Genomic DNA, 16,132 nt, shown 5'->3' with positions numbered 1-16,132 from the left:
GTATAATCTAGGGCCGGCCGGAAGGCCAGGAGGCTTAAATCAAAGCAGCAAGTACGCTTAAAGCCGCTCCTGCTGCCCACCGCTGTTGCCCTACAAAAGGGCCACCGCTATGTCAGGCCGGAGGCCGTTTAGACGTTACGGCGGCCCTGCTCCATGATATCCTTCCTACCGCGCCCGTCCCCACAAACCCCTGCCTGCTTCCTTCGCTTCCCGCTGCAACTCCACAAAAAGACCGGCATATTTCACGTTGGGCGGGACGGTCATCACCTGGGCATAACCCTTAAGGAGCAGTTCGGCATTGAACATTTTAGACCGGACTTCCTGGGCGGAACCGGAAACCGGCTGCTCCAGCCAGGCATAGGCCAGCAACCGCCCATATTTGTCCCTTTGCCCGGCATCAAACTCCAGCCAGACCTTTTTCCCTAAAAGCCTTTCCTTCGTATAGGTCGCAGCTTCCTGGCCGTAAGGCTGTTCCTTGATGTTTAGATCAGGGTGGGCTATCTCGGGGCAGTTGATGCCAATAAGCCTTACCTTCTCCTCCCGGCCGTCAAGCTTTACATGGATGGTGTCGCCATCGGCTATAGAAGTAACCACGGCAGGGACAGTCTTAACTTTTCCAGGGTTACCACTACAACCTGACAATACCGCCGCTATTAAAGCAATTACCAGTAGCAGATTAAATGTTCTTATCGCCGGTAAAAAGGGAAAAAGCGCTAATCGCCGTTTCTGCAATTACTTCAACCCCTTTTCCAGGGCCAGAAAGAACTTTTCTTTTTGGCCTGGGGCAATACCGGCCGTAAAAGCTCGGCAAGTGTCTCATCCGGCATACTGAAAGGATCGGGATGGTGCGGCATCACATATGCTTTTAACTCCGGGATTTTCCTTATTTCCTTCACCTCCCGTTCCGCCGGGGCAACCAGCGCCAGGCTGAATGAAGATAACGGCTCAATTCTTAGCAAGTCGCCCCAGCGCCACCTGGCGGCGCTGGCCACCAGGACGGCCAGGTTGGACCTGAAAGCCTCCCTGGTCCTCTTTTTGCCAGCTACCCCTAAATCACGGACGATATATTCATACCGCCCGGCCCTCAACTCAGGCAAAAGCTCGTCAAATATAAAATTACCATCCCTTTCTATGAATTTGTCAACCCCGGTTTTAGCAAAAGGAAACACATCAAAGCCTTTTATACGCCAAGCATTACTTACCCGGCCGTCGTCCGCCTTGATAATTTTAAGGTAATCTTGCATTACCGGGTTCTGGCTGTCTTCCACCAGGGCCACATTATGGCCTTGCCTGGCTAAAAAAGCGCATATCGCCAGGGCGGTATGGGTGCAGCCCAAACCCGGTGCGGCCCCGGCCACGGCAATAGTCACCACCCCCACCGGGCGCTGCTCGATCACTACTTTTTCCTTTACCTGTTCTTCGCCGGTTAAGCCACTCATGACATGCCACCTGGCGGCCTGGGCGTAGGTGGCCGGGACACGGGTAAGTGCCTGGGCAACTAGAGCGCCCCAGTCGGCCTCAACCGGGCCGTCTATGATGTCATACACTCCCAACCCCACAAGCCTTGCCACCGTAGCATCCCCCGTCTGCCTGCCGGGTGCCAGCAGGAATATCCTCGTATAGGGCCTGGCTATACGATAACCCTGGACGGCGGCTACCAGGTCCGGACCCGGACCGGCATCTATATCGAGGATCAGGACATCAGCCGCCACCCTGGCGGCAGATTGGAGGGCATTGCGAATTCCCGGAGAATCCATCACCTCTGCCTGTTCGAATACCACTTCGCCGTATTCTTTCACGGCTTTTCTCACCTGCTCCGCCCTGGCCGGGGTAATCAGCAGGGCGTACATCATAAGCGTTCACCTCTTTCCAAAGTTTTTTCCAGCAATCTATGTAACATGGCCAGGACCCGCGTAGGGCTTTCTCCTCGTTCCACGGCCACCGCCCCGGCTAAGAGGGCCAATTCTGGGGTGATGGCCTGCCGAGGTACCTCCCGATACCCTCCAAATAAGATTTCCGCCAGCAGCAAAAGGGGCTGACCCTTGAGCAAGGCATATTCCTTTATAGGCACCTTCAGCGCCGGGTTTCCTGGGTCTACAAGGGCCAGGGCTTGCCTGGCCACTTCGGCGTTTTTCCTGGCCAGGTCTACCGCCTCCAGGTGGGCGGCATAAACCCGGACGGCATGATCATATTTACCGGCCTCATCCATCATCTCTCCCTCCATTCGTTTACTTGAAGTAATTGATAGGGTTGACCGGCTGGCCGTGTACCCTGATCTCAAAATGCAGGTGCGGCCCGGTGCTCTTGCCCGTACTGCCGCTGTAGGCGATCACGTCACCGGCCCTAACCTGCTGGCCCCGCTGGACGGCGATCTGGGACAGGTGGGCATAGATGGTAACCATGTCGCCGTGCTCGATGTAGACGGCATAACCGAAGTTCCCCATCCACCCGGCCACTACCACTACACCGTCGGCGGCAGCGTGGACGGAAGTGCCCATAGGAACTCCTATGTCTATCCCTGTGTGGAAGCCGTCAATGTCCTCTACCGGGTCTATCCTGGGGCCGAAGCCGGACGTGATGGTGTAAATACCCGGTGTAGGCCACTTCAGCCTGCTTTCCACCGGGGTCCACCCGTCTGGTACCCCGGTCCCCACGTCCAGGAGGAAGGACAGGTCCGCGGTGAGGATATTTTTCACCTTCTCCCGCTGCTTCTGGTTTAATTTCAAGTCGCCCAGCACCTGGTCCAGGGAGCGCAGCTTGAAGACCGGGTAGCTGGTGCAGCTCGGCGGGTCGCCGCCGTCGCACACCTGGCAGCTCCCGGACTTTTCGATGAACATCCAGGCCAGGTCTTCCGCCCTGCCGGGACTGGCCTTGCGGAAGTCCTGGTCTAACCTTACCGCATCTATCGCCAGCAGGGGCTGCCAGTCTACGGTAACCCCCGGGTCGCAGGGGGACTTAGTGCTGTCGCTCACCGTCTTCGCCGCATTAACGTAAATCATCACCTGCTCCGGGGAAGCGATGGGCACCCTTTCCCAGATCACAATTGGCCCGGCGAAGAGCAGGGCCAGCAGGGCAACTGGAGCAAGGATTATTACCAGCACCCACATCAGGGCTTTTTCCGGCTTCTCCGGGAGGAGGGCCAGGGCCGCGCGGGCCAGCAACCCCGCCGGGGCGGCCATTACTGGCCGCCCCCCGTGAGGTAGGGCATCTCGTAAGGGGCGGCCTCAACCCGCACATGCACCCGATGGTTCCCGGCCACCAGCAGGCCCTCACCGCGCTTGGCGCTGGCTAAAAGGTCGTGCTCCGCTTCCGAAAGGTTCATCAGGGCGGTGATGGCTTCCAAATCCTTCTCGCCTTGAGCTAGAAGCAATTTATAGCAGGGGTTATCTAAAAGGGCCTGGCCGTGCCTGGCCACTTCGGGGGCCAGGAAGTCGATTACGTTCTGGCTGATGACCACCAGGCCACCCATGTATTTCCTTATGCGTTTTGAAGTGTCCCGCAGGAAGGCCAGGGCCTGGGGCGTCTGGGGGTCAACCAGAAGCCAGGCCTCGTCCACCACCAGCAGGGTCCTTTCCTGGCGGTCCTTCTCGATCTGGTGCCAGGCGTAGGAGAGGACGTTGAAGTATTGCGCCCTCCTCACGGCGTCATCGGCGTTCTGGAGGTCGTGGACATCCAGGATGATCAGGTCGCTGTCGGCGCTGGCTGTGGTCGGCCCGGCCCAGAGGGAAGCGTCGGCCCCCTCTGCCGCCCGGCGCAAGAGTACCGCCAGGCGGCCGTAAGTTTCCGGCCTATCCTCCGCCCTGGCAGCGACATAGGCGTAAAGCTCCCTGGTGGTGGGCCACTCCTCCGGGGGTATAACTGCCGGGTCGGTCTGCCAGCCTATCCCCGCCTGGCGGTAGACCTCGGTAAGGGCTTCCTCCAGTGCCGCCCTCTCCAGGTCATTCAGTTCCCGTAAGTAAAGGTTGAAAAATGTACGCAGGGTCTGCAGGTGCAGGGCCAAGGGGCCCTGGGCCGTCACCCGCTCGGCTTCTTCCTCCTCATCGTCCAGGGGAACCGGCCGTACCTGCAAGGGGTTGATGCGCCCCTTACCACCGGCGCAGTTGATCCAGGCTCCATCAAGCAACCTACCCATTTCCCGGTACTCCCGTTCCGGGTCGATAATGATTACCCTGGCCCCCCGGGCCAGTTCCCGTAAAATCAACATCTTAACCGCGAAAGATTTGCCGGCCCCGGGCTTGGCCAGGACGGTCCAGTTAGAATTCGTCCTATCCCCGCCCCGCTGCCAGATGTCAACCAGCACCAGTCCGCCGTCCCGGTCGCGGCCCAGGACCACGCCGCTGCCGTCGTTGATGCCGCTGGCCGTGAAGGGAAAGGAGGCGGCCACTGTCTCGGCGGGCATGTTTCTCGCCCCGGCGTCCTTGATGCCGGCAGGCAGTAACGCCCAGGGGCCGGCCGCCTTCAAGCCTTCTTCCTGCCGGAAGACGGCCGCCCTCCCCCGCATCCCGGCGGCCGCCAGGGCCGCTTCCACCTGCCGCGTCCGCCGGTCCAGGGTTTCCTGGTCCGGGGCCAGGACCAGGAGAACAACGGTTACGTAAAACACCTGCTGCTGTTCCTGATCAATCTTTCTAAGCAATTCCTGGGCGTCCTTCAGGGCCTGCTCGGTGCGCTGCATCACCAGGGCGTTGCCGCCCAGCTCCAAACGCCCGATGTACTCGCCGATGGCCCTATTTATGCTTAATACCAGGTTTGCCGGGTCGGTAGGGGTTACATGGATAGAGGCCACCACCCCCGGCAGCCCTGCTACCCGGGCCAGCCAGGCCGGGCCTACCCTGGGGGGATAGTCAGTAATCACTAAAACCCTGGCTACCTGTTCCCCGAGGATTATTTGTCTCGCCCCGAAGTCCAGGGCCTGGGGGGAGAGGATGTCCACCAGGCCGGTAATTCCCGGCGTTGTTGTCGTGTTTTTGCTCTTAGCCATCTTTAAACTCCTTTCACCTGCGATGGTAAATACGGCCCCGGCATTGGCGGCCGCTCAAAAGCCGCCTGGGCGGGATGGGTAAAAACAAAGACCAGGTCAATGATTTCCTGGTCGCTGCAAACTTTTACCTTCAGGCCGGAACGTTCCAGGTTGCCGGCCAGCTCGTGCGCCCGCTGCAGGAGTTCTACCTGCTCCTTCCCCGGAAGCAAAATGTAATATCTTCTTTCCAGCGCTTCCCCGCTGGCCACCAGGGTGGCCACGTAGCGGGTATACTCCTGCAGCAGCTTCTTCCGAACCGGGTTAGATGCTTCCCGGGCCAGGTCCTGCAGGCCCCGCAGGTAGGCGTCCAGGTCCACCGGCCTGCCCAGGGAAAGGATTTGGAAGGCCTCTCGCTGGCCGTTAAGGGCTTCGTGGACAGCGGTAATGACGCGCATCTTCTCATTCTCCGATTTAAGGGCCAGGTTGAAGGGCTCAACCTTCAATACGGCCACCACCTGCCCGTCTTTCCTGGTTATCACCCCGCCGGCGATGTCCTTCCAGGGAAGCCACTCCTGGACCGCCTTCCGGGCCGCTGTTTGCTCTACTAGCTGTTGTTTGGCAGGTTTCTTTTTCCCGGGTAGCTTGAAAGCCATATCCTCACTCTCCTTTGGTCACGTATAAATATCGCTGCTGGGCCATAGACCAGCGCCGCCACTGCCGTATAAAGTCCAGGAGGCTCTGGCCGTTAGGCCCCTGTTTAATAACGAAGAAGGCCAATCCCGGCGGCATAACGAAGAGGACGAAGCGGACTACGGATTTGGTAAACAGGCCGGAAAAGAAAAACAACCCCAGGCCCACCAAAGCCCCGGCAACTACGGCCGCCAGCTCGAACCAACCGAATCCGGGGAAGAACTCGAATTTGGCCGATACATTTCTGGGTATTAAATACATAAGTTTGAGTTGACACCTCCTGCCTAAACTTCACAATATCCCTGTTACCCTACCCCATAACCAGCCCATAATTAGACCCAGGGCCATGCCTGGCAAGGCTGCCGAAAAGCGCCGTGCCCATTCTTTAAACTTGATGCCGCAGTGTTTAGCGCCCGCACTGGAGCATGCAACGTAGTGCGCGCTAAGACCACCTGAAGCGACAGTAAGCCAGCCGTAACCAAATTGCCCGGGGCCAAAGGAATAATTCATCAAGTCAAAGAAAACGGCGCCTAACACCAGCCAGAAAGAGGCAAAAAAACCGTTAAGGAATATTCTTGTGATAGAGGTGTTGTAACGGTAAAGGGAATAATCCGGGAACAAAGAGATTCCGGCAGCAAAGATCAGGTATAATAGAGCGCCCGCGCCAAAAAGAGCAGTCATCGCTAATCTACCCCCTCATGAACATGCGCCGCATGATATACATCGTCCCAGCCGTCTGGCCGGCCTGGCCCATGGCCCCTCCTAAACCGGTATGGTAGGCGAACTGCCGCAGGACGGCAGGGGTCTTGAAGGCCACCCAGAGCCAGCCGATCAAGAGAAACAACTTCAACACGTCGGAGTTAAAGGTAAAGGTCACGATTGTCGCTAAAAACCCCTTTACCAGGAAGGTCTGTAAGGCCTGGGAGCCGGACAGGACCACTAATTCCCGCCACCATACGGCCGCCACCCCCTCATCGGCCCGGGTCAATCCTACGGCCATAAAGGGGCCGACGGCGGCCAGAGCAGCCACCTCCACCGCCCGGATGCCGGTCTGGATTAAAATTAGTACCCAGATGCCCAGGGCGGCGATGTCGGCGATCAAGATCAGGGTAGGCGTTGTGCCTAACGATACGAGGGTGTCGAGAAAGTTGACCGGGTTGGGATTCACCGCCGAGAGGTTGGCCACACTCTGGGCCAGGTCATTGCCCCAGGTATAGACGGTCTTTACCAGCCAGGGCCCGGCCCCGATGATGGCGGCGGCCACGGCGGTGCGCTTCAAGAGGCCGCCCGGGTCAGCCCCCGGGTCGCCGTGGGTGTGCAGGATATAGGCCTGCAAGGCTTCGGCCCCTACCTTGACGGCTAAGAGGCTCCCGGCCACCGCCTGGGCCAGGTGGACGGCGCTCTGGACGTATGCCGAGTCCAGGATTTGTAAAGCCAGGGCCATCTCGTTGCCGGTGAAGGAGACGAAGGAAGTCAGGGCGTTTTCCATGATACTAGCCAGGAACTTGTTGATGGCGGTAACAATCAAATTAGCGATTACATCCAAATTCTTTCCCTCCCCCTAAAAAAGGGAGCAGGCCCGGTATTGCCGGGCCTGCGCTATAAATCTACCCCCCGAAGTAGCTTAAAAAGACCTTAGTTATGCCGACAGCACTCTCCCCGATGGCTCCGCCGATTAGGACGTTCCGCATGGCGCGGTTGTGGTGGGCGGCCGTGGCCGGATCGCCGTCGGACATCTGCTTCATCAGGGCGTGGTAGCCGATAGCGGCCCCGGAACCGGCCGGGATGATGCCTAATAGCCAGGAAGTGGCGTCATTCAAGAGGTTTACCGCCCCGGTGACAATCTGGGGCTGGCCGCTGGCGGCGAAGGCGGCCCGGGCGAAGGCCAACAGGATAACGGGTACATACGGGCTGGCTTTCTTCATGGTAGCAGCAATCTTGCGCAACATGGTCTCCTATCTCCCCTTTCAGGATTTTAAAGTTACACTTCAGGCATATAAAGTTCCGGCGACTGCCCGGGCTCCCCTGCTCCGGCTTCTCCGCCGCCCCCCGCCGGCTTCCCGGGCAGCCACACCGGCGGGGCTGCAATCACCTCCTGATCAGGCTTATCTATAGCAACCGGCTTTAACTCGCCGGCTACGGGCCACTCCGAGATGTCCGGCAGGGGCAGCCGGGCCGGGTTTTCCCGGGCCTGGAGGATTAAAGCCCATCCCTTCGGCCAGCGCCGCACCTCGTCGGGCAGGAGCAAAGGCCTGCCGGTTAAGGCTTCCGTGGTCCCGGAAGAGTAATCGGCGGCCCGCACTTGGCTGGAGTAGCTTTCAGTCCGCACCGTGTACTGGCCCGTCATGGCGCTGATTGTCTTTGCCGTTTCTTCTCTTGTGGTAGATAAATAAACCCAGGTGGCGCAATTACCAACAATGGTCCCGGCTGCCTCTTTGTATTTGTCCTTCAATTGGCCCAGGTCCTGGACGGCCAGAAGGAAACGCATCCCCCGCCCGGCCGCGACCGTGAGCCGGTGGTCAAAATCAGGTACAGGGGGCAGGTTCCCTATCTCGTCCAGGAGGAAATTAACCCGGACCGGAAGCTTGCCGCCGCGCTTTTGGGCGATATCTACCAGGGCCTGGTACACCTGGCTGATGTACAGGGTGGCCAGGACGTTCCTGGTGCTCCTTTCGTCTGGCACCACCAGGAACACCGCTGCTTTTTCCAGCCCGAGGATTGTTATGTCGTGGTCCTGGGCTGCCGTCAGCCAGGCCACCTCCGGGTCGGCCCAAAGCCTTAGCTGCGCCGCCGTCCCTGTAAATATAGAGCTCCTGAGCTTGTCTTCGGACAGGGCCGCCACGCCGTAGGCCGCCCGGGCCGGGTGGCCCCGGGGGAAACGGCGGAAGTATTCGTCCAGCTTTTCCCCGCCGCCGCTGCCCAGTTCCGTCAGCAGGGCGTAGGCGCTGGCCAGGTGTTTGGCTCCTTCGGGGGCCTGGTCCGCCACCGCCAGGGCTAAAGCCGCCGTCAGGCTCTCCTGGGCCTGGGGCCAGATGGCGTCGCCGTAGTGGGGCTGCTGATGGGTGATGATGTTGCCTACGTCCCAGGCAGCCTGGCTGGCGGCTGGGATATTCCCCTCCCGCATAGACTTAATCACCGGCTCCAGGGGGTTCCACCTGTTACCCCGCCCGGGGTCCCTTAAGTCGATTAGCACCACTTTGTATCCCTGCAGCTGCAGGTATCCCGCCGCCATGGCGTAAAGCTCGCCTTTGGGGTCGGTGACCAGCATGGATTGCCCGGCCCTGGCCAGGGCCCAGATGGTGGGCATGGTGATCCGCCGGGACTTGCCGCTCCGGGTGGACCCGATGACCAGGCAGTGGGTATCGCTTGCGTCCAGCCAGGCGGTAAACCTGTTCCCGGCTTCCGCCCCTACCACGAAGCCTCCCGGCAGTTTGCCGGTCAGATCCCAGGGGGTCAAAGTCCTGGCGATCTCCTTCCGGGTCCGCCACCGGGCCGTGCCGTGCTGGCCCTGGCCGGCCGCCTCGGGACCGCCTATATCGTCCCTGGCCTTGCTTTTCCGCCTGGAGGCGGGCCACAGAATAGAAAGGGCTGCAGCGCCGAAAGCGGGCTGCAGCCAGATCCAGGTGTTACGCATCTTTTCATCCTTCACCAGTATTGCCGGTCCGGCCAAGGGGTGGGCCAGGGTTTCTTTTTTCCAGGCTTCCAGGCCGGGCTTCATACCGTGGGCTTTCATGAATAAGGGCAACTTTAACACTAATGGGGCCAGCAGCAGGTCCGATAAAACCAGGAGCAATAAAATGACATGGCGGAATTTTATTTTCACAACCTCTCCATCTCCTTTCCTTCTTCCCTGGCCTTCCGCCGGCGGCGTTCCAGGTCCCTTTCCGCCAAAAGCTGCGCCTGGGCTTCGGCCCGGGTGCGCTCCCGCTCCAGCGCCCGCCAGGCGGCCTTCCAGACGTCATAGGCTATGCCCGTATTCCTCACCATTGGCCGCGGGATATTTATTTCCCAGGGCGACGGCGGGGCCTCGTCCACGCCCAGGTTGGCCATCAACCTGTCCCAGCTCCGCCTGCCCAGCCAGAGGTCATCCTGGCCTATAGTTGCCCGGTCCAGGACATCCAGCAGCCGGGCTTCCGTTATCTCCACCCCGGCCCGCCGGCACCAGCCGCGTAGTATTTCTTCCCGGCCGGCTTCATCCACCCCCAGGGCTTTCAGGGTTGAGGTCATGGTCACCAGGGTCCAGCGCAGTTCCCTGGGGTTCTCCGGCCTGTCGCCGGCTTCTCTGATGGCAGTTAAAGCCGGGGTAATGCGCTCTTCTACCAGGCGGACGTTCAATTGCTCCCTTAACTCCTGTTTTTGTTTGTCCTCCGGCCCGGTCCTCTTTATGCCGAACCAGGGATAGAGGAGTTCGTGTTCTTCCAACCCCAGGTTTTCTGTTAGCCGCTGCCAGGCGCTTTTACTTATATGCCCCGGTATAGGCACGCCCTGCTCTTCGCACTTGCGGGCAAACTCTTCCATGCGCTTGATTTCATTATTAATCACCCTATCTATATCGCCTTCACTCAACCCCGCTTCTTTGCCGAACCTTGCTGCCGCCTCGCGGGCCATATCCTCCTCCCCCAGGCGGGCCATAGCCCGGTAGATGGTTCCTGCCGTCCAATAGGCCTCGCCCCTGTCATCCTTTACCCAGTCTGCCCGGGCGTTCATCAAGCGATAGGCAGCCTTTAACCCCCGGCCGGGATGGAGCACCATGTCTATGTCCGGCACTTCCCTGGGCACCAGGTCATAAGCCCTAGCCACCACCTGGTCGGCTATGTATTCCAGGAGGCGGCCAGCTTTTTCGGGGTTAGCGCCGGCAAGCTCTTTAAACCTGGCCTGCAGCTCTTCATGGTTAAGAAGCGATGCGGCAATAGATCTTGCCTGTTCCTTTAGTTCTTCCGGCAGGTAAGCAAATGCCGGCTTCCCTTGCGGGTCCGGCATTGCCTTGGCAAACTCTTGCAGTTGAACTGCTATTCTTTGTTCCAACTCTTTCTCTAATTTGGGTTTTAATATCCCTGCTCCCGGTTTCACCTGCAAGTAGGCCCTGTCTACGGCCCGGCAGGCAGTTCGCCATAGCCTTTTGGCGATTTTTTCCGGGATAACCGGCATATATTTGCCTCCAGATAGTCCTTCTTCAGAAGGCAATTCCCCGGCAACTTCGCTCGCAGGCTCAACCTGTTGCTCCAATCGTTGTACCTGCGCCGCGCCTTTCAAGACCACCTGGGCCACCCGGTCGCGGATATCTTCATAAGCCTTCCGGGCCGCCTCGTCCAAAGCTTCGGGTTTTAAGGTGTACTGGGAGGCGAGTTGCCTGGCTAATTCCTGGTAGCGCCCGGCGGATTGGCTAAACCCCGGTTGTTTTAGTAGCCAATCGGCAATTTCCCTGGCCTGGGCTTTCACCTCGGCAGGCATATAGGCCAGGGCTGCCCTGCCGTGCCCGGGCATAATTGCGGCCAGTCCGGAAAGCCTGCCGGCCAGTTCTTGTTCTGCGGCCGGGTTTAATACCGGCGCTATCCCCGGTTCCCCGCCCGCCAGCGCCCGGACCTCCAGCCTGGCCTGCCTTATCTCCCTGGCAAGATGTAAAACGTCCTGCCTGGCTGTTTCCCGGAGTAAATCCCTTATGGCTGTCTTCTCTGCTAAGAGCCTGGACCTTTCTTCGGCGTATATTTCTTTTACGAACACCCGGCGCAAGTCTCGTTTTTCACCCTCGGACAGCATTCCCCTGGTCCGGGCAGGATTCTTCTCCCACCACATCAAATGGACGTGGGGATGGCCCTGAGCGGCATGGAAGGCCGCCACCCACCGGAGATTGCTTTCTGGGATTCCCATTTTCGCCGCCGCTTCCGCTACCGTTGCCCTGAGCATCGTCTCCCAGGCCTTTCTGGTGGTATAGCCCAGCCTGACGGCATCATCTTCTCGAAGTGAAAGGACCGCCCGCCAGACTATGCCTTTGTGGCTTCTCAGCTCTTCCTGCGTCGCCTTCAGGTCCGGCGTGACCCCTTCCTCCGGGCCGAACAGCCCATGGCTTCCCGGCCGTTCTTCAGCGTATTTCACGTGGCCAGCGGCGGTGCCGGGGTTTTCCTTCTCCGGTTCGAGTTCGCCGCGGTCTGCTCCGGGCCGGGTGGCGATGTACCTCACGTGGCAAACATTTCTCTGCTGGTTCTGCCTGGTTGGAGGATAAAAGGCCAGTTTCATTACGAAAGGCGCGTGGCTCATGCTTCATCATCCTGTTCCCGCAGGTAGGCCGCAGCCCTTTTCCTAGCTTCGTTGTAGATCTGGAGCACGTCTCGCCTGCCCAGGTCGCCTATGACCTGGGTGTTCAAATATGTGGCCGTCGCCGCCATCCTGGCCGCCTTGCTCGCCAGCTTTGCCAGACGGTCTTCGGTGGGCTTCAGTACATCCCGCATCGCCCGGCGGACCGCATCGGTGATTACGTCTTTGCCGTCGACGGCAGCTTCTTCGGATATAGCCTGGGAAAGTAGCCTGCGTATCGTTACCGCTATGCTCTCCTTTCGGCGGATTGATAAAGACGCGAGCGCATTATACACATCCTCCGGCAATCTCACGGTTAGGCGTTTCATGTTGTCTATCCCCCTATTTATTGAAAGAGTCTTAAAGGCCGCTCTAAAACATCAAGTACCCTCAAGATTTTTTACGTTCCGGGCGTCATTTAGGCATCTCTTACCCATCATGAGCACCTCCTTGAGCATCTCTTATAAATTAATAAGCGCCAGGCACTGCCTGGCGTCTGGGAATCGCGCGGAGCACCGCGCCTTATCCTGCCTTTAAAAGGAGCGCGCCGGCATCAGCCGTAACGTAGCGCTCCTTCCGTCAAATTTGCCTGGTTCCTGGAATCAGGAAGGCCTGCGTGGGCAAGCCTTCCTTTGGTGCCTGGTCAAAGCAAACAGCTCCAGGCCAAACAAATAAAACGCCCGGCGGTCTATTGCCGGGTTGATCGTTTGGTTATAGATAAACAGTACCTCGTCGTCAGAAGAATACTTAACCCTGGTCATAAAAAAGCTTTTTCTGGAAGAGTTTAAGCAAGCTAGATCGGATTGGCTCAAATGTCTTTTCCTCTAGGGACCCAAGATATGCCTTTATCCTTCTAACGTCAACGGCCCGCACCTGGTCAATTAAAACTATAGAGGCCTGGGGAATCCCCCCTGCTCCTGAAGGTAAAGGCTGGTATAGAATAGGGTTTTGCTTGGCCCATGGGCCGCTTCTAGTTGTCAAGGGGACCACAATCACCACGGGATAGCGCACAGGGCCTTGAGGTACACCGACAACAACAGCAGGCCTTACTCCTTCCTGTTCATGACCTTTAGGGTCATGGACAGGAAGGGCAATCAGAAGAATATCTCCTGCTGCTACAGCCTCAATGGCCATTACTGTTTGCCTCCTTCAATAATCAATCCGATCCCTGTTTCATACCGTACCGGTTTCCCTTTAGGCGGCCCCTCTGGACCCCAATCATACGGGGGCAATTCACCTAGTTCGGCTTCCAGCCACGCCTGGTCCTCGTTTTTCGACTGGATTAATAAAAACTCCAAAAACCTTTTCACTACAGGGGTTTCTTTCTCTGGCAAGGCTTCTATAAGCCGGTATAATTCATCCTTGGCTACGCTCACCATTTGTCACCTTCCTTTCGGCTAAATCCTAATCCTCTGCGGCAATTTTTAACCATGCTTCGGCTTGCTTTTTCATATAATCACCTGTCCAGGTTTATATACAGCTTTTTCCACTCCAAAAACATAGTACCATATGCTATCGCCAAAATCAATCAAACAACCCTTATCTTTAGGCCGGCTACCAGGGCGTCGTCTATCCCTTTTTCCTCTTTCGACCTGGCTCTCCATATCGCCTCCCGGACCGTTATGCCCAGTTTCTTTAATTCTGCAGCCAGCATCCTTTTACCCTTGGCAACCGCCTCGTTTGTTTCCTGGTCCCGGTCGTAAGCTATCACCACCTCTGCCGTCCCTAACTCCAGCACCTCTGGTACCACCGGCTTCCAAGAAGCAGCACCCTGGGCGCCGATGACCACCGCACCAAGATAAGTAGCGGCAATGTCGGCTTTCAGCGGTCCTTCGGTGATCCATACCCGCCGGTCCTTTATCTCCGCCGGCCTGGCCATATGGGCCGGGGTGCCACAGGAGCAGCCGCCCTGGCTGGTATGGCCGCTAAACAGCTTGTATTTTCCGTCCGTGGTATCATCCATACGGCGCTGCAAGGCCTGGATGCGGCCTTTAGCATCCCGTACCGGGATAAAATATGCCGGCGAAGAATTAAAGGTCCAGTAGCTGCCGCCATGCCTGCTCCTGGCCCGGTAGAACCCCGGGATGCCGGTTAAATCCAAGCCGCATTGGATTAACTTCCTGCATATTGACCAAGGCGGCACATGATCAGGGACTGATTTGTAACCGTTTCTCTTGATCTCAAATTCGCTCAACCCCCGCCTTAGCAGGTCCTGCCGGTGGCGGAGATAAAGGTCCAGCAGCCTTAAGAAATTACGGTATACCCGGTCCCGGTTATCAATCGACGCTAAAGGCGCCTCCTGTGAAAAAACGTCTTCACGGTCCTTGCCAGGGATGACCCTTCCTGGTTGTAGCCGGTGCAAGTGGGCCACCTGGCCATTGCTGAGGGTGATATGCTTAAAAGCTCCCTCGCTCACCCGCATGCAGCTGCAAAGGTAACTGTTAAACCCGCACCAGTCAGGATGCCCGCATATTGGGCATGGCTCCCGACGGGAAGCTTTTCTGAAGCCCTCGTACTCTAACCTGGCCGCTCCCATTCCTCTCCCCCTTTAACTGTGGCTTCAAGTGCCCCGGCTATGCACCGGGGCCGGTGCGGGCTTTTATTCCTTCAGGCAACACACATACCAGTTCCTGGCCCGGGTAAACGGAAAAATAGAGATACGCCTTAGGATTATCGTCATACAAGCTGGCTTCATACCGGCCCTGCAGCCATCCTGCCGGTTCGTAAAGTATTTCATCGCTATACCTGTCAAGGTATTTCATCTTCGCCAGCTGCACGGCCAGGCGGCAGCCGCAGTGCAGGTCAACCTGCTCCCCGCCGGCTGTTTCGATATAGTGCCGGTAACCGCCCGCATCCCGCTTGAGCCTTAAAATTCCTTCCTTCATCGTAGCCGCCCCCTTTAACTGTTAACCTTTTTGGCTTTGAGAGATGTAACACCGCACCAGTAGTCTGACGGCTTGATGCCCCACTTCTTGCAGGCCAGCCGTTTCGCCTGGCTGGAATCCTTGGCTTCCACAATAAGTTTTCTCCCGCTCGGCGCCTTGACTTCGTACTGTGGCATTAGTTACTGCCTCCTCTTTTAGTGCCCTGCCTCCCGGGCGGCGGGCTGTTTGCCCGGGAGGCAAGGCTGTGGTCCAGCTTGCTATTTTTTATGCAACTTTATCCGCAGCCATGCCCTCCGCCTCAAAGATGCGCCTTAACACTTCCTCCACCTCGCCCAGGACCGCCATGATTGCCTTCAGGGCCGCCTGCGGGTCCTGGCTGGCGTAATGTTTAATGTACTCCCACCCGTGCCAGAGGTACCCTTTCGCCCCGTAAAGCTCGCATAAAACGCAGGCCACCGTTTCCGCTATGATCTCCTGGTCCCGGTGCTGGCCGCCCTTCAGAGGCCGGATGGTATTGTGGACCGCATGGGCCAGTTCATGAAAGAACACGTCCACGTCATGGGAGTAAAGGATTACCTGCTTCTGCCCGGGCCGGAAGCTCCCCGCTGCTGTACCGGCAAAAGGCAGGTATTTCACTTCCACCCCAAACCGCCTGGCCACTTCATACAGGGGCGGCAATTCCGGTGGGGAATAATCCGCCTGCGGCAACGGTTCCCCTTCCGTATCCTCGTACCTGAAGACCGGCACTCCCCGAAAGCCAGTGCAGATAACTTTTTCCTCCTGTTTCTCTTCTCCGGTTTCCGGATCTATCACTTTCTGGATAACCTTCCTGGTCAACGGCGCCAGGATATAAAAGGCTCTGGCTCCCTTCTTCACCTTCCGGCCGGCCTCCCGCCACTGCTGGTAACCCCTGGCATCCTCCGTCCCGGCGATGAGCATCAGTAGCCGGTTGCCCAGGCTCCATTTATCGCTCGGTTTGCCGTAGCCCGCCCTGGCGTTGATAAAAGTCCGCGCTACTGCCTGGGGTAAATTGCCGCCGGCAAACATCGCCAGCAAGTTGTCAACTGCCTGCCTGACCCGGCTTTCCTCCAGCTTTATGGCCATCCGTAACGCCTCCTTGCCTTTTTTGGCCTTCGGCCCTTGGCCTTCCGGCCTTAACAGACAAGCTTGCCACCCGGCCGGGAGGCAAGGGCGGCCCGCAGGGCCGGGCCGAGGAATAAATGGAGGGGACCCGCCCGGAGGGCGGGGCGGAGGCCGTTTATGCCGCAGGCCGGACCCTTGCCGGACCGGCCAGGGCGGCGGTATAATT

19 protein-coding genes are annotated in these 16,132 nt (G+C 58.3%); all 19 read right to left on the bottom strand.

Annotation, left to right across the window (positions count from 1 at the left end; translation table 11 throughout):
* Window positions 1-165: 165 nt before the first annotated feature.
* Window positions 166-642, bottom strand: a complete 477-nt coding sequence (locus MGLY_RS17600) for a thermonuclease family protein (protein ID WP_246187523.1) — start codon at window positions 640-642, stop codon at window positions 166-168.
* A 95-nt stretch (window positions 643-737) separates the two neighbouring features.
* Window positions 738-1,853: a P-loop NTPase family protein gene (locus MGLY_RS17595; protein WP_156276639.1), complete on the bottom strand. Its 1,116-nt coding sequence runs from the start codon at window positions 1,851-1,853 to the stop codon at window positions 738-740.
* Window positions 1,850-2,212, bottom strand: coding sequence for a hypothetical protein (locus MGLY_RS17590; RefSeq protein WP_156276637.1), 363 nt, complete (start codon window positions 2,210-2,212; stop codon window positions 1,850-1,852). The genes MGLY_RS17595 and MGLY_RS17590 overlap by 4 nt, the downstream gene beginning before the upstream one ends.
* A gap of 16 nt (window positions 2,213-2,228) precedes the next feature.
* Window positions 2,229-3,179 carry a M23 family metallopeptidase gene (locus tag MGLY_RS17585; protein WP_156276635.1) on the bottom strand — a complete coding sequence of 317 codons (951 nt, stop codon included), beginning with the start codon at window positions 3,177-3,179 and terminating at the stop codon, window positions 2,229-2,231.
* Entirely contained in the window at window positions 3,179-4,978 is a 1,800-nt protein-coding gene (locus MGLY_RS17580; RefSeq protein WP_156276633.1) for a VirB4 family type IV secretion system protein, read from the bottom strand. The genes MGLY_RS17585 and MGLY_RS17580 overlap by 1 nt, the downstream gene beginning before the upstream one ends.
* Before the next feature lie 2 nt (window positions 4,979-4,980).
* Window positions 4,981-5,610, bottom strand: a complete 630-nt coding sequence (locus tag MGLY_RS17575; RefSeq protein ID WP_156276631.1) for a TraC-like domain-containing protein — start codon at window positions 5,608-5,610, stop codon at window positions 4,981-4,983.
* Between the two features lie 4 nt (window positions 5,611-5,614).
* The gene (locus MGLY_RS17570; protein ID WP_156276629.1) at window positions 5,615-5,908 is read right to left on the bottom strand and encodes a PrgI family protein; all 294 of its coding nucleotides are present in this window, start codon (window positions 5,906-5,908) and stop codon (window positions 5,615-5,617) included.
* 30 nt (window positions 5,909-5,938) lie between these two features.
* Complete coding sequence (locus MGLY_RS17565) at window positions 5,939-6,328, bottom strand: hypothetical protein (protein WP_156276627.1); 390 nt, start codon at window positions 6,326-6,328, stop codon at window positions 5,939-5,941.
* Between the two features lie 7 nt (window positions 6,329-6,335).
* A complete protein-coding gene (locus tag MGLY_RS17560) occupies window positions 6,336-7,193 on the bottom strand; it encodes a conjugal transfer protein TrbL family protein (RefSeq protein ID WP_340674050.1) in 858 nt (285 codons plus the stop codon).
* 61 nt (window positions 7,194-7,254) lie between these two features.
* The gene (locus MGLY_RS17555; protein WP_246187529.1) at window positions 7,255-7,596 is read right to left on the bottom strand and encodes a hypothetical protein; all 342 of its coding nucleotides are present in this window, start codon (window positions 7,594-7,596) and stop codon (window positions 7,255-7,257) included.
* Between the two features lie 32 nt (window positions 7,597-7,628).
* Window positions 7,629-9,464 carry a VirD4-like conjugal transfer protein, CD1115 family gene (locus MGLY_RS17550; protein ID WP_156276692.1) on the bottom strand — a complete coding sequence of 612 codons (1,836 nt, stop codon included), beginning with the start codon at window positions 9,462-9,464 and terminating at the stop codon, window positions 7,629-7,631.
* 2 nt (window positions 9,465-9,466) lie between these two features.
* A complete protein-coding gene (mobP3, locus tag MGLY_RS18640; protein ID WP_156276625.1) occupies window positions 9,467-11,902 on the bottom strand; it encodes a MobP3 family relaxase in 2,436 nt (811 codons plus the stop codon).
* Window positions 11,899-12,234: a hypothetical protein gene (locus MGLY_RS17540; protein ID WP_246187528.1), complete on the bottom strand. Its 336-nt coding sequence runs from the start codon at window positions 12,232-12,234 to the stop codon at window positions 11,899-11,901. Before MGLY_RS17540 ends, mobP3 begins: the two co-directional genes overlap by 4 nt.
* A gap of 451 nt (window positions 12,235-12,685) precedes the next feature.
* Window positions 12,686-13,072, bottom strand: a complete 387-nt coding sequence (locus tag MGLY_RS17535) for a type II toxin-antitoxin system PemK/MazF family toxin (protein ID WP_156276621.1) — start codon at window positions 13,070-13,072, stop codon at window positions 12,686-12,688.
* Entirely contained in the window at window positions 13,072-13,317 is a 246-nt protein-coding gene (locus tag MGLY_RS17530) for a hypothetical protein (protein ID WP_156276619.1), read from the bottom strand. The genes MGLY_RS17535 and MGLY_RS17530 overlap by 1 nt, the downstream gene beginning before the upstream one ends.
* 149 nt (window positions 13,318-13,466) lie before the next feature.
* Complete coding sequence (locus MGLY_RS17900; RefSeq protein ID WP_246187527.1) at window positions 13,467-14,360, bottom strand: DUF3854 domain-containing protein; 894 nt, start codon at window positions 14,358-14,360, stop codon at window positions 13,467-13,469.
* 151 nt (window positions 14,361-14,511) lie between these two features.
* Entirely contained in the window at window positions 14,512-14,823 is a 312-nt protein-coding gene (locus MGLY_RS17520) for a hypothetical protein (protein ID WP_156276617.1), read from the bottom strand.
* A gap of 14 nt (window positions 14,824-14,837) precedes the next feature.
* The gene (locus tag MGLY_RS17895; protein ID WP_170291256.1) at window positions 14,838-14,999 is read right to left on the bottom strand and encodes a hypothetical protein; all 162 of its coding nucleotides are present in this window, start codon (window positions 14,997-14,999) and stop codon (window positions 14,838-14,840) included.
* A gap of 88 nt (window positions 15,000-15,087) precedes the next feature.
* The gene (locus tag MGLY_RS17515; RefSeq protein ID WP_156276615.1) at window positions 15,088-15,927 is read right to left on the bottom strand and encodes a zincin-like metallopeptidase domain-containing protein; all 840 of its coding nucleotides are present in this window, start codon (window positions 15,925-15,927) and stop codon (window positions 15,088-15,090) included.
* Window positions 15,928-16,132 lie beyond the last annotated feature (205 nt).

The organism is Moorella glycerini (genome assembly GCF_009735625.1).
GTDB classification, from domain to species: domain Bacteria; phylum Bacillota; class DSM-521; order Neomoorellales; family Neomoorellaceae; genus Neomoorella; species Neomoorella glycerini.
The sequence above is the reverse complement of the archived record's forward strand: the minus strand, read 5'-3'. Positions and strand labels throughout refer to the sequence as shown.

Excerpts from the sequence above, each read along its gene's own strand:
- MGLY_RS17515 (WP_156276615.1), bottom strand. The coding sequence starts at position 15,927 with ATGGCCATAAAGCTGGAGGAAAGCCGGGTCAGGCAGGCAGTTGACAAC.
- MGLY_RS17520 (WP_156276617.1), bottom strand. The coding sequence starts at position 14,823 with ATGAAGGAAGGAATTTTAAGGCTCAAGCGGGATGCGGGCGGTTACCGG.
- MGLY_RS17895 (WP_170291256.1), bottom strand. The coding sequence starts at position 14,999 with ATGCCACAGTACGAAGTCAAGGCGCCGAGCGGGAGAAAACTTATTGTG.
- MGLY_RS17555 (WP_246187529.1), bottom strand. The coding sequence starts at position 7,596 with ATGTTGCGCAAGATTGCTGCTACCATGAAGAAAGCCAGCCCGTATGTA.
- MGLY_RS17570 (WP_156276629.1), bottom strand. The coding sequence starts at position 5,908 with ATGTATTTAATACCCAGAAATGTATCGGCCAAATTCGAGTTCTTCCCC.
- MGLY_RS17565 (WP_156276627.1), bottom strand. The coding sequence starts at position 6,328 with ATGACTGCTCTTTTTGGCGCGGGCGCTCTATTATACCTGATCTTTGCT.
- MGLY_RS17580 (WP_156276633.1), bottom strand. The coding sequence starts at position 4,978 with ATGGCTAAGAGCAAAAACACGACAACAACGCCGGGAATTACCGGCCTG.
- MGLY_RS17595 (WP_156276639.1), bottom strand. The coding sequence starts at position 1,853 with ATGATGTACGCCCTGCTGATTACCCCGGCCAGGGCGGAGCAGGTGAGA.
- MGLY_RS17585 (WP_156276635.1), bottom strand. The coding sequence starts at position 3,179 with ATGGCCGCCCCGGCGGGGTTGCTGGCCCGCGCGGCCCTGGCCCTCCTC.
- MGLY_RS17575 (WP_156276631.1), bottom strand. The coding sequence starts at position 5,610 with ATGGCTTTCAAGCTACCCGGGAAAAAGAAACCTGCCAAACAACAGCTA.
- mobP3 (WP_156276625.1), bottom strand. The coding sequence starts at position 11,902 with ATGAGCCACGCGCCTTTCGTAATGAAACTGGCCTTTTATCCTCCAACC.
- MGLY_RS17530 (WP_156276619.1), bottom strand. The coding sequence starts at position 13,317 with ATGGTGAGCGTAGCCAAGGATGAATTATACCGGCTTATAGAAGCCTTG.
- MGLY_RS17900 (WP_246187527.1), bottom strand. The coding sequence starts at position 14,360 with ATGCGGGTGAGCGAGGGAGCTTTTAAGCATATCACCCTCAGCAATGGC.
- MGLY_RS17590 (WP_156276637.1), bottom strand. The coding sequence starts at position 2,212 with ATGATGGATGAGGCCGGTAAATATGATCATGCCGTCCGGGTTTATGCC.
- MGLY_RS17535 (WP_156276621.1), bottom strand. The coding sequence starts at position 13,072 with ATGGCCATTGAGGCTGTAGCAGCAGGAGATATTCTTCTGATTGCCCTT.